At 63.5% G+C, this 26,242-nt stretch carries 24 protein-coding genes; 9 read left to right on the top strand and 15 right to left on the bottom strand.

Features of this window, described 5'->3' with window-relative positions; translation table 11 throughout:
* Positions 1 to 5: 5 nt before the first annotated feature.
* The 3 genes from rpoD to C0V78_RS03030 form a co-directional block, all read right to left on the bottom strand.
* Complete coding sequence (gene rpoD, locus C0V78_RS03040) at positions 6 to 2,021, bottom strand: RNA polymerase sigma factor RpoD (protein ID WP_101796381.1); 2,016 nt, start codon at positions 2,019 to 2,021, stop codon at positions 6 to 8.
* A gap of 141 nt (positions 2,022 to 2,162) precedes the next feature.
* A complete protein-coding gene (gene dnaG, locus C0V78_RS03035; RefSeq protein ID WP_101796380.1) occupies positions 2,163 to 3,995 on the bottom strand; it encodes a DNA primase in 1,833 nt (610 codons plus the stop codon).
* A gap of 2 nt (positions 3,996 to 3,997) precedes the next feature.
* Entirely contained in the window at positions 3,998 to 4,450 is a 453-nt protein-coding gene (locus tag C0V78_RS03030) for a GatB/YqeY domain-containing protein (protein ID WP_101796379.1), read from the bottom strand.
* Between the two features lie 158 nt (positions 4,451 to 4,608).
* Here C0V78_RS03030 and carA point away from each other — a divergent pair, with 158 nt between their 5' ends.
* The 4 genes from carA to greA all read left to right on the top strand — a co-directional run bounded on the left by carA (position 4,609) and on the right by greA (position 10,072).
* Complete coding sequence (gene carA, locus C0V78_RS03025; protein WP_101796378.1) at positions 4,609 to 5,775, top strand: glutamine-hydrolyzing carbamoyl-phosphate synthase small subunit; 1,167 nt, start codon at positions 4,609 to 4,611, stop codon at positions 5,773 to 5,775.
* Complete coding sequence (locus C0V78_RS03020; RefSeq protein ID WP_101796377.1) at positions 5,772 to 6,155, top strand: hypothetical protein; 384 nt, start codon at positions 5,772 to 5,774, stop codon at positions 6,153 to 6,155. The genes carA and C0V78_RS03020 overlap by 4 nt, the downstream gene beginning before the upstream one ends.
* Positions 6,156 to 6,165: 10 nt before the next feature.
* Positions 6,166 to 9,489: a carbamoyl-phosphate synthase large subunit gene (gene carB, locus C0V78_RS03015; protein ID WP_101796376.1), complete on the top strand. Its 3,324-nt coding sequence runs from the start codon at positions 6,166 to 6,168 to the stop codon at positions 9,487 to 9,489.
* 106 nt (positions 9,490 to 9,595) lie between these two features.
* Positions 9,596 to 10,072: a transcription elongation factor GreA gene (gene greA / locus C0V78_RS03010; protein WP_101796375.1), complete on the top strand. Its 477-nt coding sequence runs from the start codon at positions 9,596 to 9,598 to the stop codon at positions 10,070 to 10,072.
* Positions 10,073 to 10,126: 54 nt separating this feature from the next.
* Here the strand turns inward: greA and C0V78_RS03005 are convergent, their stop codons facing one another.
* The 5 genes from C0V78_RS03005 to C0V78_RS02985 form a co-directional block, all read right to left on the bottom strand.
* Positions 10,127 to 10,348 (bottom strand): DUF4170 domain-containing protein, encoded by a 222-nt coding sequence (locus C0V78_RS03005; protein WP_101796374.1) that lies wholly within the window; start codon positions 10,346 to 10,348, stop codon positions 10,127 to 10,129.
* 67 nt (positions 10,349 to 10,415) lie between these two features.
* Complete coding sequence (locus tag C0V78_RS03000) at positions 10,416 to 10,853, bottom strand: hypothetical protein (RefSeq protein ID WP_101796373.1); 438 nt, start codon at positions 10,851 to 10,853, stop codon at positions 10,416 to 10,418.
* On the bottom strand, positions 10,850 to 11,167 hold the full coding sequence (locus C0V78_RS02995) for a hypothetical protein (protein WP_101796372.1): 318 nt from the start codon (positions 11,165 to 11,167) through the stop codon (positions 10,850 to 10,852). The genes C0V78_RS03000 and C0V78_RS02995 overlap by 4 nt, the downstream gene beginning before the upstream one ends.
* A complete protein-coding gene (locus tag C0V78_RS02990) occupies positions 11,164 to 11,523 on the bottom strand; it encodes a phage holin family protein (RefSeq protein WP_101796371.1) in 360 nt (119 codons plus the stop codon). Before C0V78_RS02990 ends, C0V78_RS02995 begins: the two co-directional genes overlap by 4 nt.
* A 19-nt stretch (positions 11,524 to 11,542) precedes the next feature.
* A complete protein-coding gene (locus C0V78_RS02985) occupies positions 11,543 to 12,121 on the bottom strand; it encodes a hypothetical protein (protein WP_101796370.1) in 579 nt (192 codons plus the stop codon).
* 178 nt (positions 12,122 to 12,299) lie between these two features.
* Between C0V78_RS02985 and eno the strand changes: the two genes are divergently transcribed.
* Complete coding sequence (eno, locus tag C0V78_RS02980) at positions 12,300 to 13,586, top strand: phosphopyruvate hydratase (protein WP_101796369.1); 1,287 nt, start codon at positions 12,300 to 12,302, stop codon at positions 13,584 to 13,586.
* Positions 13,587 to 13,598: 12 nt separating this feature from the next.
* Here the strand turns inward: eno and C0V78_RS02975 are convergent, their stop codons facing one another.
* Positions 13,599 to 14,072, bottom strand: a complete 474-nt coding sequence (locus C0V78_RS02975) for a winged helix DNA-binding protein (RefSeq protein WP_144039825.1) — start codon at positions 14,070 to 14,072, stop codon at positions 13,599 to 13,601.
* A gap of 403 nt (positions 14,073 to 14,475) precedes the next feature.
* On the opposite strand from C0V78_RS02975, the gene C0V78_RS02970 reads away from it, so the two are divergent.
* On the top strand, positions 14,476 to 16,560 hold the full coding sequence (locus C0V78_RS02970; protein WP_101796367.1) for a M13 family metallopeptidase: 2,085 nt from the start codon (positions 14,476 to 14,478) through the stop codon (positions 16,558 to 16,560).
* Between the two features lie 7 nt (positions 16,561 to 16,567).
* Here the strand turns inward: C0V78_RS02970 and C0V78_RS02965 are convergent, their stop codons facing one another.
* The 4 genes from C0V78_RS02965 to C0V78_RS02950 are packed head-to-tail and all read right to left on the bottom strand — an operon-like array spanning position 16,568 to position 19,820.
* Complete coding sequence (locus C0V78_RS02965) at positions 16,568 to 17,506, bottom strand: aldo/keto reductase (protein ID WP_101796366.1); 939 nt, start codon at positions 17,504 to 17,506, stop codon at positions 16,568 to 16,570.
* Positions 17,499 to 17,921, bottom strand: coding sequence for a 6,7-dimethyl-8-ribityllumazine synthase (gene ribH / locus C0V78_RS02960; RefSeq protein WP_101796365.1), 423 nt, complete (start codon positions 17,919 to 17,921; stop codon positions 17,499 to 17,501). Before ribH ends, C0V78_RS02965 begins: the two co-directional genes overlap by 8 nt.
* Before the next feature lie 8 nt (positions 17,922 to 17,929).
* On the bottom strand, positions 17,930 to 18,781 hold the full coding sequence (locus tag C0V78_RS02955) for a DMT family transporter (RefSeq protein WP_101796364.1): 852 nt from the start codon (positions 18,779 to 18,781) through the stop codon (positions 17,930 to 17,932).
* A gap of 25 nt (positions 18,782 to 18,806) precedes the next feature.
* On the bottom strand, positions 18,807 to 19,820 hold the full coding sequence (locus C0V78_RS02950; protein WP_158241454.1) for an acyltransferase: 1,014 nt from the start codon (positions 19,818 to 19,820) through the stop codon (positions 18,807 to 18,809).
* A 205-nt stretch (positions 19,821 to 20,025) separates the two neighbouring features.
* On the opposite strand from C0V78_RS02950, the gene glf reads away from it, so the two are divergent.
* The 3 genes from glf to C0V78_RS02935 are packed head-to-tail and all read left to right on the top strand — an operon-like array spanning position 20,026 to position 24,456.
* Complete coding sequence (glf, locus tag C0V78_RS02945; protein ID WP_254049798.1) at positions 20,026 to 22,335, top strand: UDP-galactopyranose mutase; 2,310 nt, start codon at positions 20,026 to 20,028, stop codon at positions 22,333 to 22,335.
* Between the two features lie 52 nt (positions 22,336 to 22,387).
* Positions 22,388 to 23,713 (top strand): family 1 glycosylhydrolase, encoded by a 1,326-nt coding sequence (locus C0V78_RS02940; protein ID WP_216822153.1) that lies wholly within the window; start codon positions 22,388 to 22,390, stop codon positions 23,711 to 23,713.
* A complete protein-coding gene (locus C0V78_RS02935; RefSeq protein WP_101796361.1) occupies positions 23,713 to 24,456 on the top strand; it encodes an SDR family NAD(P)-dependent oxidoreductase in 744 nt (247 codons plus the stop codon). Before C0V78_RS02940 ends, C0V78_RS02935 begins: the two co-directional genes overlap by 1 nt.
* Positions 24,457 to 24,468: 12 nt before the next feature.
* Here the strand turns inward: C0V78_RS02935 and C0V78_RS02930 are convergent, their stop codons facing one another.
* Positions 24,469 to 25,104, bottom strand: coding sequence for a 2-dehydro-3-deoxy-6-phosphogalactonate aldolase (locus C0V78_RS02930; protein ID WP_371514413.1), 636 nt, complete (start codon positions 25,102 to 25,104; stop codon positions 24,469 to 24,471).
* Positions 25,101 to 26,132: a 2-dehydro-3-deoxygalactonokinase gene (locus C0V78_RS02925; protein WP_101796359.1), complete on the bottom strand. Its 1,032-nt coding sequence runs from the start codon at positions 26,130 to 26,132 to the stop codon at positions 25,101 to 25,103. Before C0V78_RS02925 ends, C0V78_RS02930 begins: the two co-directional genes overlap by 4 nt.
* Positions 26,133 to 26,242 lie beyond the last annotated feature (110 nt).

Genomic DNA, 26,242 nt, shown 5'->3' with positions numbered 1-26,242 from the left:
TTTTTTTACTGGTCGAGGAACGAGCGCATCTTGCGGCTGCGGCTCGGGTGCTTGAGCTTGCGCAGCGCCTTTGCCTCGATCTGGCGGATACGTTCGCGGGTGACCGAGAACTGCTGGCCGACTTCTTCCAGCGTGTGATCGGTGTTCATGCCGATGCCGAAACGCATGCGCAGCACGCGTTCCTCGCGCGGGGTGAGGCTGGCAAGGACGCGGGTAACCGTTTCCTTGAGGTTCGCCTGGATCGCCGCGTCGACCGGAATGACCGCGTTGGGATCCTGGATGAAATCGCCGAGGTGCGAATCTTCCTCGTCGCCGATCGGCGTTTCGAGGGAGATCGGTTCCTTGGCGATCTTCATCACCTTGCGGACCTTTTCGAGCGGCATGGAGAGGCGCTCGGCCATTTCCTCCGGCGTCGGCTCGCGGCCTTGCTCGTGCAGGAACTGGCGGCTGGTGCGCACCAGCTTGTTGATCGTCTCGATCATGTGGACCGGGATGCGGATGGTGCGGGCCTGATCGGCGATCGATCGGGTGATCGCCTGCCTGATCCACCAGGTGGCATAAGTGCTGAACTTGTAGCCGCGGCGGTACTCGAACTTGTCGACCGCCTTCATCAGGCCGATGTTGCCTTCCTGAATGAGGTCAAGGAACTGCAGGCCGCGGTTGGTGTACTTCTTGGCGATCGAGATCACCAGACGCAGGTTCGCCTCGACCATTTCCTTCTTGGCAATGCGCGCCTCGCGCTCACCCTTCTGGACCATGTTGACGATGCGACGGAATTCGGGGAGCGCCATGCCGGTGGCAGAGGCAATGTCCGAAACCTCGGCACGGATGCGCTCGACGGCATCGATTTCCTGCTCGGCAAATGCCGCCCACTTCTTGTCCTTGCCGGCCTGCGCCTGCAGCCAGCCTTCATCGAGCTCGTGGCCGATATAGCTGTCGAGGAAGTCCTTGCGGTTGACCTTATGGCGTTCGGCAAGGCGCAGCATCTGGCCGCCAAGCGCCGTGAGGCGGCGGTTGAAGGCATAGAGATTGTCGACGAGGTATTCGATCTTCGTCGCGTGGAACTGCACGGATTCGACCTGCGCGGTCAGGTCTTCGCGCAGCTGCTGGTAAGCCTTTTCCTTGGCCGTGGTCAGTGCGCCGCCTGCGCCCATGACTTCAAGTCGTTCCGCCTGAAGCTTCTCGAACTTCTTGAACAGGCGCGTGATTTCCGCGAACTTTTCAAGCGCATCGGGCTTCAGCGCTGCTTCCATCTGGGCGAGGCTGAGCGTGTTGTCCTCGTCATCGTCGTCGTTCTGCCGGGGCATGCGACGTTCGATCTGGTCATCGTCCTCGTCCGAAGCGGATTCGGGCTCTTCGTCCTCTTCTTCGTCCTTGAAGCTCGGCCCGGCAGTGGCGGCGGTGATCTCGCCATCGCCTTCTTCCTCGCCGTCTTCGGTAAGGTTTTCGGGCGCCGGCTCCTTCGACAGCATGGCGTCAAGATCGAGGATCTCGCGCAGCTGCATTTCCTCGTTATTGAGCGCTTCGGACCACTGGATGATGGCGTGGAAAGTGATCGGGCTTTCGCAAAGGCCCAGGATCATGGTGTCACGACCGGCCTCGATGCGCTTGGCAATGGCGATTTCGCCTTCGCGGCTGAGCAGCTCGACCGCGCCCATTTCGCGCAGGTACATGCGGACCGGATCGTCGGTCCGGTCAACGGTTTCCTTCTTCTTTTCGACGGCCGGGCGTTCCGCACCCATCGAATCGGAATCATCGACCTCGTCGACGTCCTTTTCATCGGGATCGACCGCATCTTCGTCGCTCTCGACGATATTGACGCCCATTTCCGAGATCGCGGCCATGATGTCCTCGATCTGCTCGGAAGACATCTGGTCCTGGGGCAGGGCCTCGTTCAGCTCGTCCATGGTGATGACGCCGCGGCGCTTGGCCCGGGCAATCAGCTTCTTGATCGAGGCATCGTTGAGGTCGATCAGCGGCGCATCGCCGCCCTCTTTCTCGCCGGTGAAATCTTCGTCCATTTTCCCGCCATGTTTCAGGGGGAACCGCCAATCCCGGCGAGTCGCCCCGTAAGTAATTCGTCTGGGGCCGGATTATACCGCGAAAGGGCCATTGGCACTTTCGCAACAGGATTTCCAGCCCTGTTTGCAGGCTATAACCCGCTAACTGCGAAGTTGCGCCTTCAGGCGCTCCTCAAGTTCGCGCTTCCGGTTCCGCAACCGGCTCTGCTCGTCGAAATCGAACCGCTCGGTCGCGGTTTCGATGGCAGCGTCAAGCTCCGGCCCCTCGACCAGCATGATGATCGCCGATTCGAGGGCGGGTAGCGCGATTTCCGGCGGCACATCCGGCCGGGTGAATGGATAACGGATGCCCGAATATCCCTGATCGCCCAGTGGTGCGAGGCCTTGAGCCGCCAATGTGGTGATGACCCGCGCCGAATCAAGCTGTCCACCCTGATCGGCCAAATCAAGCAAGGCATCGAGCAGCCTGGCCTGCACGCCATCACCCAGTCGAGCGCGCGACAGGACCTCGAGATGGCGCAGCAGGGCGGAGGGGTGGAGGATCAGCCCGTCGAGCACAGCCGCGCCGAGGGTATCGCGCCGGCCCGCACCGGTGGCGTGCTGCAGGCGGCGGGCCGTTTCAGGTGCGGGCGCTGGGATCGTGTTCTGCCGTTGGAAACCGGGCTGCCGCCGGAACCCGCCGGATCGGGGCGGTTCCATTTCACGGCGGGCAAAGGCGAAGTCCGAAAAGCGTTCGAGTAGTTCGCGGCGGTAGAGCGCCTTGATATCGGGATCTGCTATCGTCTCGACATGGGCCAGCAGGCGCGCTTTCAAGCCCGCCTTGTCCTCGGGCGTGGCAAGCGGCAGGGCGTCGCGCTCGTTCTCCCACAGCGTTTCGATAAGGCTCTTGGCCCCGACAAGCACCTGCTCCAGCGCCGCAACGCCTTGTTGCTTGATCAGGTCGTCCGGATCGAGCCCTGTGGGCAGGCGGCAGATGCGCAGGGTGTGGGCAGGGCGCAGCAGGGGCAGGGCGCGGGTGATCGCGCGCATCGCCGCCCGCTGGCCGGCCGAATCGCCGTCGAAACACAGAATTGGTGCTTCGACGAGCCGCCACAGCATTTCCAGCTGCCGCTCGGTAAGCGCCGTGCCCATCGGCGCGACCGCCTCGTCAATTCCGGCCGCAGCAAGCGCCACGACATCCATCTGCCCTTCGACCACCACGATGCGCCCACTCTGCCGCGAGGCCGGGCCCGCGCGGTGGAGGTTGAACAGCGTGCGGCCCTTGTCGAACAGCGGAGTATCGGGTGAATTCAGGTATTTCGGCGCGTCTTTTTTCTCGGAATCGAGGATGCGCGCGGCAAATCCGATGACACGGCCGCGCGCGTCCTGAATCGGCATGGTCAGCCGGTCGCGGAAACGGTCGTAAGGCTCCTTGTCATCGACGGCGATGCGCATGCCGGCCTCGACCAGCATTGCCTCGTCGAACTTGCCGAGCGCGGTCTTGAGCGCCTGCCGCCCGGCTGGCGCATAGCCGAAGCCGAAGCGTTCCATGGTGTGTGCGTCGAACCGGCGCGAGGCGAGGTATTCGCGCGCCTTTGCGCCCGCCGGTGTTTCCAGCTGTGCCCGGTACCAGTCCTGCGCCGCCTGCATGACGTCATGCAGGCCGCTCTGCTTCTCGGCAATGCGTGCGGCGCGCGGATCGGGTGCGGGGACTTCAAGCCCGGCCTCCGCGGCCAGTTCCTTCACCGCATCCATGAAGGAAAGCCCGCGCTGGTCGGTCATCCAGCGGATCGCATCGCCATGCGCGCCGCAGCCGAAACAGTGGTAAAAGCCCTTCTGGTCGTTGACCGTGAAGCTGGGGCTCTTCTCGTTATGGAACGGGCAGCAGGCCTTGAACTCGTGTCCCGCCTTGGTCAGCCGCGTCGTGCGCCCGATCACCGCCGAAAGCGTGATGCGGGCGCGCAACTCGTCCAGCCATTGCGGGCTGAGGCTCATGCTCAGGCCAGGGCGGCTTTGACGAGGCCGCTTGCCTTGCCCATGTCGAGCTGGCTGCCATGGCGGGTTTTCAGTTCGGCGATGACCTTGCCCATGTCCTTCATCGAGCTGGCGCCGAGCTCGGCCTTGATCGCCTCGATCGCGGCCTTCACCTCGTCCTCGCCCATCTGCTGGGGCATGAATTCCTCGATGACGGCCAGCTCGGCCTTTTCGATCTCGGCCAGTTCGGTCCGGCCGCCCTGTTCGTAGAGCGTGATCGATTCGCGGCGTTGCTTGGCCATCTTCTGCAGCACGTCGACGACAATGGAATCGTCGTCCGGCGCATTGCTGGCAGTGCGCAGCTCGATATCCTTGTCCTTGAGCTTGGCAAGGATGAGTCGCACGGCGGCGAGGCGGCCCTTGTCGCCTGACTTCATGGCGGAGACCTGCGCAGCCTTGATCGTATCGCGGAGCATTTTCGAATGTTTCCTGTGATTGCAGAGTTCGCTCTGGGGATAGGGGGCCTCTAACCGGAAAATTCCTCCATTCATAGGTTGACGCACCGCAACATGAGGTCTAGCCGCCGCCTCTTAGCACCCATTGCCGGAAACCCCCTGACGGAGCGCCCCAAACCATGGCCGACGCCGCCTCTTCGCACGCACGCAAACCCGACGGGGCTACGGGAGTCCTCGTGCTCGCCGATGGCACCGTTCTTTGGGGCCACGGCTTCGGAGCCACGGGACAGGCCGTTGGCGAAGTCTGCTTCAACACCGCGATGACCGGGTATCAGGAGGTGATGACCGATCCTTCCTACGCCGCGCAGATCGTCACCTTCACTTTTCCGCACATCGGCAATGTCGGCGTCAACGATGAAGACCTGGAAAGCCGGGCTGACGGTGCGGTTGGCTGTATCGTGCGCGAGGACGTAACCGCGCCTTCGAACTTCCGTTCGCGCGGCACCTTCGGCGATTGGCTGGCAAGCAAGGGCAAGATCGGCCTTTCCGGGATCGATACCCGCGCGCTCACCCGCCGCATCCGGCTTTCGGGCGCGCCCAATGCGGTGATCGCCCACGATCCCGAAGGCCGCTTCGACATACCCGCACTGGTCAAGCGTGCGCGCGACTGGCCGGGCCTTGAAGGTATGGACCTGGCCAAGCTGGTCAGCCGCAGCAGCGGCGAGGAGTGGGAAGGCGGCACCTGGTCGCTGGGCAAGGGCTATGCCCGCAGCCCGCGCGATGCCCGTCCGCATGTCGTCGCGATGGACTTCGGTGCCAAGGACAACATCTTCCGCAACCTTGTGCACGCTGGCGCGCGCGTTTCGGTTGTCCCTGCCAATACCTCGCTAGAGGCGATCCTCGCCCAGAACCCCGATGGTGTGTTCCTCTCCAACGGGCCGGGCGATCCGGCAGCCACCGGCGAATATGTCGTGCCGGTGATCAAGGGCCTGCTCGATCGCGACCTGCCGATCTTCGGCATTTGCCTTGGCCACCAGATGCTCGCCATCGCGGCCGGCGCCAAGACCACGAAGATGAACCAGGGCCATCGCGGCGCCAACCACCCGGTCAAGCGCCTGGAAGACGGCGTGGTGGAAATCACCTCGATGAACCACGGTTTCGCGGTCGATAACAATGCGCTGCCGGATACGGTCGAGGAAACCCACGTATCGCTGTTCGATGGATCGAACTGCGGCATCGCGGTGAAGGGCAAGAAGGCCTTCGGCGTGCAGTATCACCCGGAAGCCTCGCCCGGTCCGATGGACAGTTTCTACCTGTTTGAACGCTTTGTGGAGATGCTGAAATGAGCCTCACCGACCTTCAGGCCCACGTCCTGGCCTATTACACCACTGGCCACGGCAAGGAGCTTTCGATCACCCAGCGCTGGTATCCCCATGCCGAGCTTATCATGATCATCGACGACAAGATCGCCGTGGCCGTGCGCAAGTTCGGTCGCAAGGTGGCCAAGGAATCGCGCGCGGCGGCGACCGAGTTCGTCGATACCATGATCGAAAAGGGTGTCTGGTCGACCCAGACCAACGACTTCGGTGGCACCATGCACCAGTTCCAGCTGGGCGCCTATCCGGCTGTCCTGGCCGAATTCAATGCCTCCAACCCGGTCGCCCAGGCGGCTGCGGCTGGCGGCGAAACCTATTGGGCGAACAAGTTCGCCGAACTCACGAGCTGACGGAAAGCCCATGCCCAAGCGCACAGACATCTCGAAGATCCTCGTCATCGGCGCCGGCCCGATCGTTATCGGCCAGGCCTGCGAGTTCGACTATTCCGGCACCCAGGCGATCAAGGCGCTGAAGGAGGAGGGCTACGAGGTTGTCCTCGTCAACTCCAACCCCGCCACGATCATGACCGATCCGGACATGGCCGATGCGACCTATGTCGAGCCGATCACTCCCGAGATCGTCGCGCGCATCATCGAGAAGGAGCGCCCCGACGCGGTCCTGCCGACCATGGGCGGGCAGACGGCGCTGAACACCGCGCTGTCGCTGTTCAACGATGGCACGCTGGAGAAGTTCGGCGTCAAGATGATCGGCGCCGATGCCGATGCCATCGACAAGGCCGAGGATCGCCAGCGCTTCCGCGAGGCGATGGACAAGATCGGGCTGGAATCCGCTCGTTCCGGCGTCGCCCACACGGTTGAAGAGGCCTTCGCCGTGCTTGAGCGCACCGGCCTGCCTTCGATCATCCGTCCCAGCTTCACGCTGGGCGGCACCGGTGGCGGCGTGGCCTATAACAAGGCCGAGTTCGAGGCGATCGTGCGCTCCGGCCTTGATGCCAGCCCCACGACCGAGGTCCTGATCGAGGAATCGCTGCTCGGCTGGAAAGAGTACGAGATGGAAGTCGTCCGTGACCGGAACGACAACTGCATCATCATCTGCTCGATCGAGAACGTTGATCCGATGGGCGTCCACACGGGCGACTCGATCACCGTCGCCCCGGCGCTGACGCTGACCGACAAGGAATACCAGATCATGCGCAATGCATCGATCGCGGTCCTGAGGGAAATCGGCGTTGAAACAGGTGGTTCAAACGTACAGTTCGCAGTCAATCCGAAGGATGGCCGCCTGATCGTCATCGAGATGAACCCGCGCGTTTCGCGCAGTTCGGCGCTGGCATCGAAGGCCACCGGCTTCCCGATCGCCCGTGTCGCCGCCAAGCTGGCGGTGGGGTACACGCTCGACGAGATCACCAACGAGATCACCGGTGCGACCCCGGCTTCGTTCGAGCCGACCATCGACTATGTCGTCACCAAGATCCCGCGCTTCGCATTCGAGAAGTTCAAGGGTTCCGAGCCGCTGCTGACCACCGCGATGAAGTCGGTTGGCGAAGTCATGGCAATCGGCCGCAACTTCAAGGAATCGATGCAGAAGGCCCTGCGTGGCCTCGAAACCGGGCTCGACGGGTTCAACCGTGTGCCGCACCTCGAAGGCGCTGGCCGCGACGAGATCACGGCGGCGCTCTCCCGCCAGACGCCGGACCGGCTGCTGGTTGTCGGCCAGGCGTTCCGTGAAGGCTTCACGGTCGAGGAAGTCCAGGCAATCACCCATTTCGATCCCTGGTTCCTGCGCCATATCCATGAAATCATCGCCGAAGAGGCGCAGATCATGGAAAACGGCCTGCCGAACGATGCCGCCGGGCTGCGCCGCCTGAAGGCCATGGGCTTTTCCGACCACCGGCTGGCGACGCTGGCGGTGCGTTCGGTGCATCTTGCCGGCGGACTGGGCGAGACGGTCGCTCCGCGCAAGGGCCTGCTGCACGATGCGGTCAAGGCCATGGCCGGCGCGACGACGGCCAAGGAAGTGCGCGAGCTGCGCGAACGGCTTGGCGTCCTGCCGGTGTTCAAGCGCATCGATTCCTGCGCCGCCGAATTCGAGGCGGTAACGCCTTACATGTACTCGACCTACGAAGCCCCGACCTTTGGCGAGGCCGAGTGCGAGTCGGCGCCTTCGGACCGCAAGAAGGTCGTCATCCTTGGTGGTGGCCCGAACCGCATCGGGCAGGGAATCGAGTTCGACTATTGCTGCGTTCACGCCTGCTTCGCGCTGGCCGAAGCCGGCTATGAAACGATCATGGTCAACTGCAACCCGGAGACGGTTTCAACCGACTACGATACGTCCGACCGCCTCTATTTCGAGCCGCTGACGGCCGAAGACGTGCTGGAAATCCTGCGCGTCGAACAGCGCAACGGAACGCTTGCCGGCGTGATCGTGCAATTCGGCGGGCAGACCCCGCTCAAGCTGGCGCAGCCGCTGGAGGATGCGGGCATTCCGATCCTTGGCACGTCGCCCGACGCCATCGACCTTGCCGAGGACCGCGAACGGTTTGCCAAGCTGGTCAGCGATCTGAAGCTCAAGCAGCCGGCCAACGGCATCGCGCGCAGCCGTGACGAGGCGGTTGCCGTGGCTGAGCGCATCGGCTTTCCCGTGCTCATCCGTCCCAGCTACGTGCTTGGCGGGCGGGCGATGGAGATCGTCGACTCGGTTCCCCAGCTCGATGACTACATTGCCACGGCCGTCCAGGTTTCCGGCGACAGCCCGGTGCTGATCGACCAGTATCTGCGCGATGCCATCGAGTGCGATGTCGATGCCCTGTGCGATGGCGACCAGGTTGTTGTGGCCGGCGTGATGCAGCACATCGAGGAGGCCGGGATCCACTCGGGCGACTCCGCCTGCACCCTGCCGCCCTACAGCCTGTCCCCTGAAATCGTCGCCGAAATGGAACGACAGGCCGATGCACTGGCCCGTGGCCTGAATGTCCGCGGCCTGATGAACATCCAGTTCGCGGTCAAGGATGGCGAGGTCTACCTGATCGAGGTCAACCCGCGCGCATCGCGCACCGTGCCCTTCGTCGCCAAGGCCATCGGCCAGCCGGTCGCCAAGATCGCCAGCCGCGTCATGGCGGGCGAGAAGCTTTCGAGCTTCCCGCCGTTCAAGCGCAAGCTGGACTACATGGCCGTCAAGGAAGCCGTGTTCCCCTTCGCCCGGTTCCCGGGTGTCGACCCCGTCTTGTCACCCGAGATGAAGTCTACCGGTGAAGTCATGGGAATCGATCGTGATTTTGCCACGGCCTTTGCCAAGAGCCAGCTCGGTGCCGGCACGCGCCTGCCGGACAGCGGCGTGGTGTTCGTGTCCGTAAAGGACAGCGACAAGCCGGTAATCCTGCCTGCCGTCCAGAAGATCATTGCCCTGGGCTTCAAGGTGATCGCCACGGGCGGCACGCAACGCTACCTTTCGGAAGCGGGCCTGCCGGTGGAACTGGTCAACAAGGTGGCCGAAGGACGGCCGCACATCGTGGACAAGATCATCGACGGCGATGTCGCACTGGTCTTTAACACCACCGAAGGCTGGCAGAGCCTCAAGGATTCGCAATCGATCCGCCAGGCCGCGCTGAAGAACAAGGTGCCTTACTTCACCACGGCCGCCGCCTCGCTGGCGACGGTTGAGGCAATCGAGGCCCTGCGCGGTGCGCAGCTTGAAGTCCGTTCGTTGCAGGACTATTATAGCTGATCTCTCGCGTCCTTCCCCACATCGCGAACTTTCGGCCTGTTCCATACGGAACGGGGCAGGGTTCCAGTCTCTGGGAAGGGCGGGGAAAACAGGAGGTAGTTGGATAATGGCAAGTGTCGAAAAGCTGCCGATGCTGGCGGAAGGCTATGAAAAGCTTATCGCCGAGCTGAAGGCGCTGCGCGAAGAGCGCCCCCGGATCGTCGATGCGATCGAGGAAGCGCGTGCGCACGGTGACTTGTCGGAAAACGCCGAGTACCACGCTGCCAAGGAACGCCAAGGCCAGGTCGAGGCAAGCATTGCCGACCTTGAGGACCGGGTGAGCCGCGCCCAGATCATCGATCCCGCGACACTTTCGGGCGACAAGATCATCTTCGGGGCGACCGTTACCCTGCTGGATGACGATGACAAGCCGGTGAAGTACCAGATCGTCGGGCCTTACGAAGCCGACGCGAAGATGGGCCGCATCAGCTACAATTCGCCGCTGGGCCGTGCGCTGATCGGTCGGCGCGTCGATGACGAGATCGAGGTTACGGTGCCTGCGGGCGACCGTTCCTACCTGGTCCAGAAAATCGAATTCATCTGACAGGATTGGCCAGGGCGCGCGTCAAACGCCGCGCCCTGGCAATCGGCCCTTGCATCAAGCCTTGGGCAGTTCCGGCTGCAGCAGGCGGTGCAGGTGGACGATCACGTACTTCATTTCCGCATCGTCGACCGTGCGCTGCGCGCGCCCGCGCCAGGCTTCCTCAGCCTCGGCATAGCTGTCGAAAACCCCGACAAGATCGAGCTTTTCAAGATCGGTGAATTCAAGTCCTTGCGGGTCAGCCACGCGGCCGCCCATCACGAGATGGAGTTTCTGCATCTGCACACTCTTGGTCCGGGGAAGAAGACGCCGCGCCCATACAGCGCTCGGTTGACAAAGCCAAGGGTCAGCGGCGCAATCCCGCAGCAAGTTTGATTGCCTGTCGAGCCAGCTTGAGCCCCAGTTCCTTTGACGAGGTCGCCGTGCGGCTTCCGGCGGCCCGCGCCTGGCTGCCCAGTTCGATTACCTTCTCTCGCCCATCACGTCCGGCATCGCCAGCCTTGCGGGCGGCCTGCTGCGAATAGGCCAGGCCCAGTTCACCGGCGAGCACGGCGCCGGATACCAGCCCGCGTCCAACCTTCCGCCCCAGACCGCGCGGCATCAGCGCGCCTGCAAGCAGCCCGGCGACAAGCCCGCCGGCAACGAGCGCCACGGGATAGTCCCGCGCCAGGTCGCTATAGGTCTCAGGCGGTTCCGCATCGGGAATTTTCGCCAGCGGAAGGGCAGGAAGCGATCCGTCGTGCGGCTCTGTCAGGGCAGTTTCGCTTTCCTTGTCGGCACTCACTGGTCTTTCTCCTTGCCCATGCGGGCCTTCAGCAAAGGCCACCAACGGCGAACCTGGCCGGCAATCGGCCTGCGCAATGCCCACAGGGCGAGAAGCCCTGCGGCGCCGGCCACCACGCCCTTTGCATCACGGGCGACATCAACAGCCTCGTGAGCCGCTGATTTGGCCTTGCCGGTTGCCAGTTCGCCAACGCGCTGGCCGACGCCCTTTTCGGCGAAGGCCCCTTTCAGGGCGCTGAACCGGTTTGTTACGCGGGCAAGCGCTTCCATTCGGTTGGCGCGATCGGCGGCAAGATGGTCTTCCGGATCGCTCATGGAACGGGCTCCGCATCCGCCACCAGCGCCTTCATCCGCGCCCAGCGTGACTTCGCCATGACAACGCAAACCAAGGCGATCGCAAAAAGGCCGCCGGCAACGATTGCCGTCGCACCCCAGGCGGTGACAAGGGGGGCGAGGGCGATCAGCAGGCCGACAACGAGCGCGCCCAGGCCGAAGACGGCAATCACGAAGCCTGCCAGCCCGAATATCGCGACGTCGCGCACCCCCTTGGCAGCAACGGCGGCGCGCGCCTTCTGATAGGCGAGTTCCGCCGTTGCATAGGCGCGCGCATCATCGCCCAGCTGCCTGATCTCGTCGATCAGCAGCGGATCATCGGAGGGCGCGTCAGCCAAGGTTCAGGCCTCTCGCGGCTCAGCTTTCGTCGCGCGATCCGCCCTTGAACAGGCGGGCGAGAACGAAGCCGGCAACCGCGGCGATGCCGACGGCAAGGCCGGGGCTTTTCTTGACGAATTCCTTGGCGTCGTTGCCCAGCTCGCCAAGATCCTTGGCTTCCAGCTTTGCGGCGCTTTCCTGCATGGTGCGCGCGGCAGTGCGGGCATAGTCGCCATACTTGGCGCCCAGCTTTTCATCGATGGCAGGGGCAGTATCGGCCACGATTTTGCCAAGACCGGAAATCGCCTCGCTGGCCTTGGTCTTGCCTTCGCGGGCCAGTTCGGTGGCCTTTTCCTTGGCCTGGGCGCCGTATTCCTTCGCCTCGTCCAGAATGGCCTCGCCTTGGGTCACGGCCTTGGCGCGATAGGCGCCTGCCTTTTCCTGCGCCTGGCCTGCAAGCGCCTGGGCACCGGCCCGGGCTTCCTCGATGGCCTTGGTGAACTTGGCCTTGGGATCGGCAGCGGTTGCGGCCGCCTTGGCCGTGGCTGCGGGCTTCTTGGCCGCCGGCTTCTTCGGCGCGGCCTTGGTCGTGGCGCTCGTGGAGGGGGTCTTGGCCATAAGTGTGTTTCCCTGGTCCCCGGAACTGGGGAGCTGCTTTTGTAGATGGTTACGTCCCGCAAGCAAACAAGATGCTGCATTGTTCCAACAGCCTGCAATGCAACTTGCCTGCCCGGCGTCCCCTGCTAAGGGGCACCTGCGTACACCGCCCGTCTGGGCCCAAGGAGATTTACAGGCAATGACCGCCATCATTGACATCCACGGTCGCGAAATCCTCGACAGCCGTGGCAACCCCACCGTCGAAGTCGATGTGCTGCTCGATGATGGCAGCTTCGGCCGCGCCGCCGTTCCCTCGGGGGCATCCACCGGCGCTCACGAGGCTGTCGAACTGCGCGATGGCGACAAGGGTCGCTACCTGGGCAAGGGCGTGTTGCAGGCGGTCGAGGCCGTCAATGGTGAGATCGCCGAAGCCCTGCTGGGCCTCGATGCCGAAGACCAGCGCGATATCGACCATGCCATGATCGAACTCGACGGCACCGAGAACAAGGGTCGCCTGGGCGCAAACGCGATCCTCGGCACTTCGCTCGCCGTAGCCAAGGCTGCCGCCAATGCGCGCGGCTTGCCGCTCTATTCCTACATCGGCGGCGTTTCCGCCCATGTCCTGCCGGTGCCGATGATGAACATCATCAACGGCGGCGAACATGCCGACAATCCGATCGACTTCCAGGAATTCATGATCATGCCGGTCGGCGCCGGAAGCCTGGCCGAAGCGGTGCGCTGGGGCGCGGAAGTGTTCCACACGCTGAAGAAGGGCCTCCATGAAAAGGGTCTCGCCACGGCCGTGGGCGATGAAGGCGGCTTTGCGCCCAACCTGGCCAGCACCCGCGACGCGCTCGACTTCGTGATGGCTTCGATCGAAAAGGCCGGTTTCAAGGCCGGCACCGACATCAAGCTGGCGCTCGACTGTGCCGCCACCGAGTTCTTCAAGAACGGCAAGTACGAGATTTCCGGCGAAGGGCTCAGCCTGAGCCCGGTCGAAATGGCCGATTACCTTGCCGCGCTTTGCAATGACTATCCGATCATCTCGATCGAAGACGGCATGAGCGAGGACGATTTCGAAGGCTGGAAGGCGCTGACCGACAAGATCGGCAACAAGGTCCAGCTGGTCGGCGATGACCTGTTCGTGACCAATCCGAAGCGCCTGACCATGGGCATCGGCAAGGGCCTGGCCAATTCGCTGCTGGTCAAGGTGAACCAGATCGGCTCGCTGACCGAAACGCTCGAGGCTGTCTCCATCGCGCAGCGCAACGGCTATACGGCCGTGATGTCGCACCGTTCGGGTGAGACCGAGGATGCGACCATCGCCGATCTCGCGGTTGCCACCAATTGCGGGCAGATCAAGACCGGTTCGCTTGCGCGTTCCGACCGGTTGGCGAAGTATAACCAGCTTATCCGTATCGAGGAAGAGCTGGGCAACGCTTCGGTCTATGCCGGGGCAGGGGCTTTCGGCCGCCTTTCCGCCTGAGGAAACGGGGAATTATTTTCCGAGCATGAAGGAGGGGCGCGGATCATCACCGCGCCCTTCTTGCGCTATGCGCGCGATATATTCGCGCATCCGGGTGCGCCCGAAGTCGGTAAGGTTCACGAAGACCCGCCGGGCGTCGCGCGCGTCCGCCTCGCGCTCGAGCAGGCCCTTCGACTCAAGAACCGCAAGCCAGCGCAGCGCCGTGGTGGTAGGTACGCAAGCGCCGATGCAGGCGCTGGTGACGGGAACGGACTTGCCTTCGCAATCGGCGATGAACAGGTCCAACAGCAAGTCCCATGCGGGCTCGCCGAACAGGGCAGCATCATCTTCGAAGAACTGGCCGCGCAGGCGCCGCACCCGGTATTGCGCGCGCGCGACCGATTCAAGCATCTCATTCGAAGCGGAGGGCTGGTCCGAAACGTTAGCCGCCAGCGTCTTGTCGCCGCGTTCGATATCCTCTGCAAGAGACAGCAGTTCATTCGCCATGGCAACCAAGCGGGATGCCTGATCCTTGGCAAAAGCGGCAGGTATCGGCGTGCCCGAATGTCTGGAAAGGTTTACGGGGCGATTCATCCGCCGAACTTCATCCCACCTGCACCGGCCAAGCATCGACCCGCGAGACTGTTTCGTACCAGAGCGTGCCCTCTCGCTCGTCCACAGCTGGCTCCGAAACGGATATTTAGATCCCCCGTTTCGGATCATGGCTGCCTCGATTTGAACGGAAATGGAGTGAATCTGTTCCGGTAGCGGTAACATTTGTTTTCAGGCCTGCTTTCGCCCAAGAACCGGCGGCCATCGACGAACGGTTGTGGCGCGTTCCGGTAGCAACCCCTATATAGCGTGATCATCGCTTACAGAGCCGGCGTGCCGGCCATTCGGGACTGCACAGATGAATCGAAACGGTCTTGCCGCTGCCCTGCTGCTGGGTGTTGCCACCATCGCTTTTGGACCGGTTGCCTGCACGAAGGGGGCGGACGAAAGCGCACTGCATTCCGTCGGCACTGCGCTCGGCATCGATACCGCCGCCATGGACAAGACGGTGAAGCCGGGTGACGACTTCTACCTCTATGCCAACGGCAGCTGGATGAAGAACACGCAGATCCCGGACGACAAGTCCAACATCGGCGGCTTCACCATCGCCCGCGACCAGACCGAACAGCAGCTTGCCCAGCTGATCGATACGATCCTGGAGGGGGATCCGGCTCCCGACAGCGACGCCGGGCGGATCAAGGCGCTCTATGCCTCCTACCTCGATACCAAGGCCATCGAAACGGCAGGGCTCGAGCCGCTGAAGCCCGATTTCGAGCGCTTCAATGCGATCACCGATGTGAAGAGCCTGTCGCGCGTGCTCGGCGAACAGGTTCGCGCCGATGTCGATCCGCTGAATGCGACCAATTTCAAGACCGAGAACCTGTTCGGCCTGTTCGTCACTCAGGCGCTGAGCGGCAGCGAGGTGATGCCCTATCTGCTGCAAGGCGGCCTGGGTATGCCGGAGCGGGAATACTACCTCGCGACATCGCCCAAGATGGCGGACCTGCGGGCCAAATACCGCACCTATGTGTCGGGGGTATTCGAACGGGCGGGCATGGCCGATCCGGCAGCTCGGGCAGAGCGGGTGATCGCGCTGGAAACGAAGATTGCCCAGGCCCACGCCACGCGGGAACAGAGCGAGGATTTCCAGAACTCTGCCGATGAATGGGCGCGCGAGGATTTTGCCCGCAAGGCCCCGGGCATCGATTGGGATGCTTTCCTTGCGGCCGCGAACCTTGGACAGCAGAAGCGCTTTGCCGCCTATCATGCTGGGGCGATCACGCGGCTTTCCGCTCTTGTAGCGAAAGAACCGGTCGAGTCCTGGAAGGACTGGCTGGTGTTCCACCAGATCAACAGCCACGCCGAAGTCTTGCCGGAACGCTTCGACAGCTGGGCTTTCGAGTTCTACGGCAAGGCCCTGCAAGGCACGAAAGTGCAACGCGCTCGGGAAAAGCGGGCGCTTTCCGTGGTCAATGCCTACCTCGGCGATGCGCTGGGCAAGCTCTATGTCGAGAAGTATTTCCCGCCAGCGGCCAAGGCGGAAATCGATGGCATGGTCACCGAGATCAAGGGCGCGTTCGCGCGCCGGATCGAGGCTCTGGACTGGATGGCGCCGACCACCAAGACCGAAGCGATCGAAAAGGTCCGAACCATCGAGGTGGGGGTCGGCTATCCGACCACGTGGAAGGACTATACCGGCTATAACCTCAAGCCCGCGACGGCCTACGCCAATGTAGTGGCTGGCGAGAAGATCCGCACGGCGCAGCAGCTCGCCAAGATCGGCAAGCCGATGGACCGGCGCGAATGGTGGATGAACGCGCAGCTGGTCAACGCCGTGAACCTGCCGGTGCAGAATGCGCTGAATTTCCCCGCCGCCATCCTGCAGCGCCCGTTCTTCGATCCAAAGGCCGATGCCGCGTTCAATTACGGGGCTATCGGTGCGGTGATCGGGCACGAGATCAGCCACAGCTTCGACAACAACGGCGCGGCCTTCGATTCGACCGGCAAGCTGCGCAACTGGTGGACCGCGAAGGATCTGTCGCGCTTCGACGCGGCGGGCAAGGCGCTGGCCGAGCAGTACGACAAGTACAAGCCGTTCGATGACCTGAGCGTCAATGGCAAGCTGACCCTTGGCGAGAACATCGCGGACGTTGCCGGGCTGGCAGCGGCATTCGATGCCTATCGCGCATCGCTCAAGGGCAAGCAGGCTCCGGTGATCGAAGGCTATACCGGCGATCAGCGGTTCTTCATCGCCTATGCCCAGTCGTGGGCGACCAAGATGCGCGAAGAGACGCTGCGTGGCCGCATCGCCACCGATGGCCATGCACCCGGAATGTACCGTGCGCTGACCGTGCGCAATCTTGACGCCTGGTACCGCGCTTTCGACGTCCAGCCGGGCGAGAAGCTTTACCTGCCGCCGGAACGGCGCGTGAAGGTCTGGTAGCGGGGGATCAGGCGTCGACGCTGACAGCGTTGAGCCGGGCCAATTGCCGGTCGCTCAGCTGGACGGACGCATAGGCGCACAGATCGCGCACCTGCGCCGCACTCGTCGCGCTGGCGATCGGCGCCCAAACTCCGGGCCGCGAGGCCAGCCATGCAAGGGCAACCTGGCCCATGGTGGCGCCCGCTTCTTCCGCCACGGCATTGAGCACCGGGAGCGCTGCCCAGGCGGCATCGCTGGCGAACTGGCTTGCATTCTGAGGGCGCCAGCCAGGTCCGAAATCGGCTTCCGACGTGTATTTGCCGGTCAGGAAGCCCGCGGCCAGCCCGTAGTATGGCAGCACCGCCATGCCTTCGCGCAGCGCCAGGGCTTCCAGTTCCGGCTCGTAATCGCTGCGCCAGACGAGGTTGTACCCCGGCTGGATCACGGTGAATGGCGTGTATCCCTTGGCCCGTGCCGCTTCATTGAAGGCGCAGAGCCGCTCTGCCGTGGTGTTCGAGGTGGCCAGTTCGCGCACCTTGCCCGCAGCGGCGAGCGATCCGAAGCCGTCGGCAACATCAGAAGGCGGCGTCACCAGATCGTCGCGGTGCACGTAGTAGAGGTCGATCCAGTCCGTGCGCAGGCGCTCCAGCGAGCCGTTGCAGGCAGCAATCACCTTTTCCGGGGCATAGGCACCGGCGGGGCCGGCCTGCCCGGTCTTGGTCGCGATCTTCATGGCGGGGCGGACACCGCGGCTTTCCATCCACTCGCCAATGATTGCCTCGCTCTCGCCGCCCTTGTTGCCGGGCACCCAGTTGGAATAGCCCTCTGCCGTGTCGATCGAACGTCCGCCTGCTTCGTAAAAGGCATCAAGCACGGCGAAACTGGCGTCGCGATCAATCGTCCAGCCAAAGGCATTGCCGCCCAGCACGAGCGGCAATCCACCGAGGCCCGGGTGCGCTTCAGGCACCGAATTTCTCGCGCAGGGCAAGCAACGCCATGGCCGCCTTGGCGGCTTCACCGCCCTTGTCCTTCTGCGCCGGGTCGGCACGGACAAGCGCCTGGGCTTCGTTCTCGACCGTAAGGATGCCGTTGCCGATCGCCATGCCGTCCATCGTCAGGGCCATGATGCCGCGCGCGCTTTCACCGGCGACGATCTCGAAGTGGTAGGTCTCGCCCCGGATGACCACGCCGATGCCGACATAACCGTCGTATTCGCCGGACTGGTCGGCAAGGGCGATGGCGCCGGGCACTTCGAGCGCGCCGGGCACGGTGATCACGTCAACCTTGTGGCCGGCAGACTTCAGTGCTGCACTTGCCCCGGCGACGAGCATGTCGTTCAGGTGATCGTAGAACCGGGCTTCGACTATCAGGAACTTGGCCATATCAACTCCTAGGTTGCCGACCACCACGCCACCATGACGCCGCCGGCAAGGATCATAAGCGCGCCGATGCCCCGGCGCAGGTCGAGCGCTTCCTTGAGCATCGCGCCGCCAAGCACAAGCCCGATCAGCACCGAAGTTTCACGCAGGGCGGCAACGGCGCCCACCGGGGCGAGATCGAATGCGAACAGTGCCGGGACGAAAGCGGCGAGAGCGAGCAGGCCAGCCTTCAGGCCGGTCGCCACTTCGCGGCGCAGGGCAGGGCCCATGTTCCCGCCATCGCGCGCCATCAGCAGGGCGGGCATGGCAAAGGCATCCGCGACATAGAACCAGGCGATGAAATGCATCGCCGTATCGGCCAGTCGCACGCCCTTGGCATCGATGATCGAATAGGCGGTGGTCAGCAGCCCGGTCGCCCCCGCGACAAGCGCCCCCTTCAGGCTGATCGAACCATGGCGCACCAGCGTGAGGATACCGGCGCAAAGGATCAGCACGCCGAGCGCCACTTCCCATTCCGGCCGGTCGCCCAGCACCAGCACGCCGAACAGCAGGGTGAAGAGCGGTGCCGTCCCGCGCGCCAGGGGATAGGCGATGGAAAAGTCGCTCAGCCGGTACGAATGGATCAGCGCCCATTGGTAAAGCGCGTGGACCAGCGCTGCCCCTACGATCCACGGCATCAGACCGGCGGGAGGCGAGCCGAAGGCAAGGGCAATCGGCAGAAACACGGCAAGGCCGGTGAGGCGGATCCACGCCTGCACGGCCAGCTTGTCCTCCCCGGCCTTGAGATAGGCGTGCGAGAAGGCGGTCGCGAAGGCCGAGACGACGGCAAGGGCTATGCCGAGGCTCGTTCCGCTGAGCATCATGCTTCGGCGTTGCTCTCACAGTGCGTCATGTCGCGCCCTTCGCCGGCCGGCCAAGGGCCGTTCGCCAGTTCTGCTGGACCAGCACGAGCAGCCATGCTGCGACGACACAGCCGGCAATTGCCGCAGGTGCGGGAAGTCCGGCCGCCCGGAACCAGTAAAGCAGCGGGTAGTGGATGGCGTAGATCGGGAACGAGAGCTCTCCGGCCCATCGCGAGATGGCCTGCGCACCGGTCATGGCCAGGCCTCCCAGAAGGACCGGCAAGGCAACGAATGCGACAAAGGCGATGTCCCACAGCCAGTTGGTGCCATCGATCTTGTCGGCAACGGCGAACCACAGGGGCATCGCGACCAGTGCCGGCAGGGCGGTGAGCGGATCCAGCCTGCGTTCCCCCCAGAGCCGCCAGGTGAGTACGCCCATGGTATAGGCGGTCGCCACGCGGGCCAGTCCGGCCCAAAGCTCTCCATTGCGCGAACCGAGATCGAGATGGCCGAAGGCGTGGGCAGCCTTTGCCAGTCCGACCATCGAAACGCCGGCCAGCAGCCCGAGCAGCCATGTTCGCGCCTTCCACAACAAGGCATGGGCGGCATTGGCGACCAGTTCGAAGAAGATCGACCAGCCCGGAACGTTCAGCGCGAAATAGTTGCCGGCCCAGGGGTTCGGCAGCAGCACCAGGTTCACCAGCGCGACCTTCCACAGGACAAGGTCTTCCCCGCGAGTACCTTCGGCAAGGAAAGGGATGAACAGCACGCCGCCCAGCGCCATCGTCGGCCACAGGCGCTTGTAGCGTGCGATGAAGAACCGCCGCGCCGGCATGCCGTTTGCCAGCCGTGCCTCATAGGTGCGGGCCATGACATAGCCCGAAAGCATGAAGAAGAAATCGACCGCCAGGTAACCGCGCGGGAACAGGTCGGGGAAACCGGGAAACAGCACACTGGCGTGCATCACGACCACGGCCATTGCCGCAATTCCGCGCAGGGCATCCAGCCCATGCAGCCGTTCGGCCCCCGCGCCGGCAGGACGGAATGAAGTCGCTTGCACATCAGAGCCATAGGGTGGTTTCGGCCTTTGCACCAGAGGGGCAGCCATCGCCTTCCGCAACCGCGTGAGATGCCGCAAAGCGCGGCATTCTGCGGGTGTCAGCAGGTTGTCGCCGGAACTTTTCGTCGGCGATGCTGGTTGAATGGGTATCGGCGGCCCAATCCGGGCCTCCGGTTTCTCAACCCTTTCGAGGAGCCTGACGCCCATGCTGCGAGACGTTCCGCAGACGCTGATTGCCGCCAACTCCGCAGCGACTGAATCACCCGCCAAGCCCTTGCTGATATGCCTTTCGCACCTGCGCTGGAACTTTGTCTTCCAGCGCCCGCAGCACCTGATGACCCGCCTCGCGCGGCATGTCGACGTGCTCTACTGGGAGGAGCCGCTGATCGTCGAGGAGGACGAGGCCACGGTCCGTCTGACCAGCGATCCCAGCGGCGTCACCATCGCCACGCCCCTGCTGCCCGACCATATCGCCGAGGCCCGGCGGCCGGAAGTGATCCGCGCCCTGTTCAACCGCACGCTTGCCGGCAAGCCCGGTCCGATGGTGCGCTGGTTTTATACGCCGATGATGCTGCCGATTGCCCAGCACCTCAATGCGGCAGTGACTGTCTATGACTGCATGGACGAGCTTTCGGCCTTCCGCTTCGCCCCGCCCGAACTGCCCCGGTTGGAAAGCGAGCTGATGGGGCTGGCCGATATCGTCTTCACCGGCGGCTATAGCCTTTACGAAGCCAAGCAGCGCCAGCATCCGAACGTCCATCCGTTCCCGTCCAGCGTCGATGTTCCGCACTTCGCCGCGGCGCGGAATGTCGATTGCACCGGGCAGCCGACCATCGGCTTCTACGGGGTGATCGACGAGCGTTTCGATGCTGACCTGCTGGCGCAGGTTGCCGACCTGCGGCCCGGCATCCGCTTCGAAGTTGTCGGGCCGACTGCCAAGATCGATCCCGCCAGGCTTCCGCAGCGGAGCAACATCGCCTGGCTGCCTGCCGTCGAATATGCGGACCTGCCCGAACGCCTTGGGCGCTGGCACGCGGCGATGATGCCCTTCGCGATCAATGAATCGACCCGCTTCATCAGCCCGACCAAGACGCCGGAATATCTTGCCGGCGGCAAACCGGTGATCTCGACCCCGATCCGCGATGTCGAGCGGCACTGGGGCAATGTGCCGGGCGTCATCATCGCGTCGGGGGCGGCCAACTTTGCCGCCGCCTGCGATGATGCCCTTGCCCTGGCACAGCAGCCGGAAGAATGGATTGGTGAGGTCGACCGCGCGCTGGCGAGGATTTCGTGGGACCGCACCTTCCACGAGATGCATGGCCATATCCAGTCGCGCCTTGTTTCCTCGCAATCGATGGCGTCGCTGCGCAAGCGCTCGAAGCCGCGATACGATTTCCTTGTCGTCGGTGCCGGTTTCGCCGGGGCCGTGATGGCAGAGCGGCTTGCCGCCGATGCCGGCAAGCGGGTGATGGTGATCGACACCCGCCCGCACATCGCCGGCAATGCCTATGACGAGCGCAACGCCGCCGGACTGCTGGTGCACCGCTATGGCCCGCACCTGTTCCACACCAACAGCGACGATATCTTCGCCTATCTCTCGCGCTTCACCGAATGGCGGCCGTATGAGCATCGCGTGCTGGCGGACCTTGGCGAGCGGGGCCGGGTGCCGATGCCGATCAATCGCACCACGTTGAACCTGCTGTTCGATGCCGGGCTGACCTGCGACGAGGATGCCAGCGCCTTCCTTGCCCAGCGGGGCGAGCCTTGCCCTGCCATCGAGACGTCGGAAGATGTCGTGGTCTCCGCCATCGGGCGCGAGCTCTACGAGATGTTCTTCCGGGGCTACACCCGCAAGCAATGGGGACTGGACCCGTCGGAGCTCGACAAATCGGTGACGGCGCGCGTGCCGGTGCGGACGAATTGCGACGACCGCTATTTCACCGATCGCCACCAGGCCATGCCGCTCAACGGGTACACGGCCATGTTCGAACGGATGCTCGACCATCCGCTGATCGATGTGCTGACCGGCGTTTCCTATGCCGAGGCATGCAGCCTGGTGCAGTTCGACCGCCTCGTGTGGACAGGCGCCATCGACGAGTATTTCGGCACCTGTTTCGGCAAGCTGCCATACCGTTCGCTGCGCTTTGAGCACGAGACGCTGCCGGTGGAACAGTTCCAGCCGGTGGGGACGGTGAACTATCCGGCAGAAAGCGTGCCCTATACGCGGATAACGGAGTTCAAGCACTTCACCGGCGAACAGGCCCCGGTGACCAGCGTGGTCTATGAATATCCCTGCGCCGAAGGGGAGCCCTACTACCCCGTTCCGCGTCCGCAGAACCAGGAACTGTTCGCGCGCTACGACCGGCTGGCCCGGGCCAGCGACACGATCTTCGTGGGACGCCTGGCGACCTACCGGTACTACAACATGGACCAGGTTGTGGGGCAGGCACTTGCCACCTACCGCCGCCTTCTGCCGGAACTGGGAGACAGGCTGACCACGTCCAAGGTCGGCTGACGATGCACTTCGGTGGTGGCCGTTTGCCGCGCCACCAACGCCGCCTGCAGACATGCGAAGGAGAGCCGCGATCCAGGCCTTCATGTTCAGCACCGGGATCGAGAACAGCGTCCCCACCATCGATGGCGGGCGCACCCGCGTGGACGAAATGGAAGTATGCGGCCATTACGAGCGGTGGCGCGAGGATTTCGAGCTCACCAAGTCAATGGGCATCGGCTTCCTGCGCTATGGCCCGCCGATCCACCGTACCTGGCTCGGGCCGGGAAAGTACGACTGGGAATTCGCCGACATCACCTTTGCTGAGCTGCGCCGTCTTGGCATCATTCCTATTGTCGACCTTTGCCATTTCGGCTTGCCCGACTGGCTGGGCAATTTCCAGAACGGCGATTTCCCGGAGCTTTTCGCAGTTTATAGCGAGGCCTTTGCCGCCCGCTTTCCCTGGGTTCAGCTCTACACGCCGGTGAACGAGATGTTCATCTGCGCCATGTTCTCGGCGCAATACGGCTGGTGGAACGAACAGCTTTCCGACGACACCAGCTTCGTCACCGCGCTCAAGCACATTGTCAGGGCCAACGTGCTGGCCATGCGTGCGATCCTGATGCGACGGGCCGATGCGATCTTCATCCAGAGCGAGTCATCGGAATACTTCCACGCCGAGAACCCGTCGGCGATCAAGACGGCCGAACTGCTCAATTCCAAGCGCTTCCTTTCGCTCGACCTGAACTATGGCCGGCGCGTCGATTCCGAGATGTACGAGTACCTCTTCGACAACGGGATGACCCGCGAGGAATACCACTTCTTCATCGACAACCGCCTGAAGCAGCACTGCATCATGGGCAACGACTATTACCGCACCAACGAGCACCGCGTCCATGGCGATGGCACGACCAGCGCTTCGGGCGAGGTCTTCGGCTATGACGAAATCACCCGGCAGTATTACCACCGCTATGGCCTGCCGGTGATGCACACGGAAACCAATTTGAACGAAGGGCCGCTGGGGACGGAACCTTCGGACTGGTTGTGGAAGCAATGGGCAAACGTGCTGCGGGTTCGCAACGATGGCGTGCCGATCGTCGGCTTTACCTGGTATTCGCTGACCGACCAGGTCGACTGGGATACGGCGCTTCGCGAACGCAACGGCCGGGTCAATCCGTTGGGGCTGTTCGATCTGGATCGCAAGATCCGCAAGGTGGGCGAGGAATACAAGCGCCTGATTGCGGCATGGTGCAATGTCCTGCCAACCCAGAGCGTCTGCCTGAAGGTTCCGGTCCTTTCCATCGAGGAATTCGGCACGCGCCACGCCCGCGAACTGGAAGCAGAGGCGCGCGAGTTCCTGAATCGGCCCCAGACGACCGCCAGCCTGCACGAGCACGGCTGATGGACGAGCGGTTCATCGGCAAGGCAGCAATCGTGACCGGCGCGGCGCGCGGGATCGGTCTTGCGATTGCCGAGGAACTGGCTGGGAAGGGAGCCTGTGTGCTGCTGGCGGATATCGACGGCGCAGAGGCCGGGCAGCAGGCACAGCGCCTTGCCTCTGGCGGTGCGCGTGCTGTCGGCACCTCTTGCGATGTCGGGGTGGAGGCCGAGGTGGAGCGCTGCGTTGCAACTGCGCTATCTGCCTTCGGGCGGATCGACATGGTGGTGAACAATGCCGGGATCATGATCTTCAAGCCAATCGAAGCGTGGAGCGCCGCTGACTGGCTGGACCTGTTGCGCATCGACCTGATCGGTGCCGCGATGTTCACGCGAGAAGCCTTCCGGCACATGGGGGAAGGGGGCGGGGTGATTGTCAACGTCGCCTCGGTCCATGCCCTTCGCACAAGCGCGAATGCCGCGCCTTATGCTGCCGCCAAGGCTGCCTTGCTCTCGCTGACCCGCAGCAGCGCGATCGAGGGAAAAGCACGCAATATCCGCGCCAATGCGGTGCTTCCGGGGGCGGTGGAGACTGCGATGTTGCGCAGCAATCCCAATGTGCGCTCCGGCGAAGAGGTGATTGAGGAGGCCGATCTTGGCCAGCCTCAGGATATTGCCCGGGCGGTTGCCTTCCTGGCATCCGAAGAAGCCGCTTTCATCAGTGGCGCCGCCCTCGTGGTCGATGGCGGCAGGATGGCGCGGCTCTGATCGGGCTTACCTTCAGCGATCCCTTTCCAGGCCCGTAACAAAGGCGCGGGCAGAGGCCGAAACCTCGGCCGGGGTTGCGCCGGGACGGTACAGGCTCGATCCCAGTCCGAACCCGCGTGCGCCCGCAGCAAGATAGGCGGGCATGTCAGCAGGCGTGACCCCACCTACCGCCAGGACGGGGAAGCCGGGCGGGAAGATTTCCAGTTGCGCCTTCAGCATGGCCGGTCCTGCAGCTTGCGCCGGGAACAGCTTCAGCAGGTGCGCGCCGGCGGCAATGGCGCGAAGGCCTTCCGTCGGCGTGAAATATCCGGGGCAGGAGACCATCCCGGCCTTGCCGGTGGCCGCAATGACCTGCTCATCGACGCAGGGCGATACCACCAGTTCCCCGCCTGCCGCAGCAATGCGCGCGACATCCGCCGGTTCCAGAACCGTCCCTGCGCCGATCACCGCGGCCGCTCCGAACTCCTTTGCCAGGATTTCGATACTGTCGAGCGCCCGAGGAGCGTTCAGCGGAACCTCGATGACCCTGATGCCGGTCTCCACCAGCGCATTGCCGATCGGCAGGGCTTCCTGCGGGGTCAAGCCGCGAAGGATGGCGATGATCGGGCACTCTCCCAGCCTGTCCATCAGGCGGGAGAGCGCGGTCACTGGATCATTTCCTTGATCCGGGTCATGCCTGCCACGAAGGCCGTTGCGCCTTCTGCCGGTTCGCAATCCTTGCCGATGTGCTCGATTGCGGCCGTGTAGAGGCGGACCAGCGCCGGATCGCCCAGAACCACGATCAAGTCATGCCCGGCAAGGCGCAGACCCGTGCGCAGGTCCATCCCGATCAGCAGGCCGCTGACCGTCGATGCTGCCCGGCACTCGGGCAGGCGCGAGAGGAGGACGTTGGCGCGGACCGTGAACAGTTCGGCGGTCAACTCCACGCCCGACCAGCCGGTTTCGACCGCTTCGAGGAAGCTTCGGTCTGGCTCGACCCGACCATGCATCATCGCCTTGAGCAGGCTGTGCTCTTTCAGGAGCGAAAATTGCTCGCCAGTCATGACCGACCGGAAATCCTCCACTTTGCCGCCGCGAACCTTGGCCCACTTGGTGTGGGTGCCGGGGTGGCAAATGGTATATTGCGTGAGCCCGTGTTCGGACTGGTAGCCGAGCAATTGCACCTCTTCGCCGCGCATCACGTCAGCCCTGCTGTTGGTGAGAACAGAGATACCGGGGAGCAATCCGGTCCAGCGTGGCTCGACCCACGTGATCTTCGCGGCGATGTCCTCCAGACTTGCCGGCGCGGCGACATAGGGTGTGGTCCGCCAGCCGATCGACGAGCCGATCATGCCCGAAAGTAGCATCGGAAGATTTCCCAAGGTCTCGCGCAATTCGCGGACGATGCCTGCGAAATTGCCGTCGGACACGGCAGAAACACCCAAGACGTCCTCGAAAGACTCCTGGATGCCTCCGTCGCAACCTATCCTGTAAGCGCGCAGATTTGTTGTCCCCCAATCCACTCCGATGAATTCGTTAGACCAGTTTTTCATTCCCACCCCCGGCGGCGTTTCTAGAGCTATTCCCCACCTCGGCGGCGGCCATACCGCATGCCGAACAAAGCAGAGTGGCGGCCTGTTCCGATTCGGATGATTCTGATTTGGATGAATTGCAGACTGAATTGTTTCCGTATTCATGAACAATGGTGATCCCGGCAGACCCCGGTTCGGACAGGCAGGAACTGCTCAGCCCGCGATTCCGTTCAATCCGTTTTTCATGTTCGCGACGGGGATCGATTCATCCGAGC

It is taken from the genome of Novosphingobium sp. TH158, assembly GCF_002855555.1.
In the GTDB taxonomy this organism is placed as follows: domain Bacteria; phylum Pseudomonadota; class Alphaproteobacteria; order Sphingomonadales; family Sphingomonadaceae; genus Novosphingobium.
Note: the sequence above shows the minus strand (reverse complement) of the source record. Positions and strands in the feature narration are given on the sequence as shown.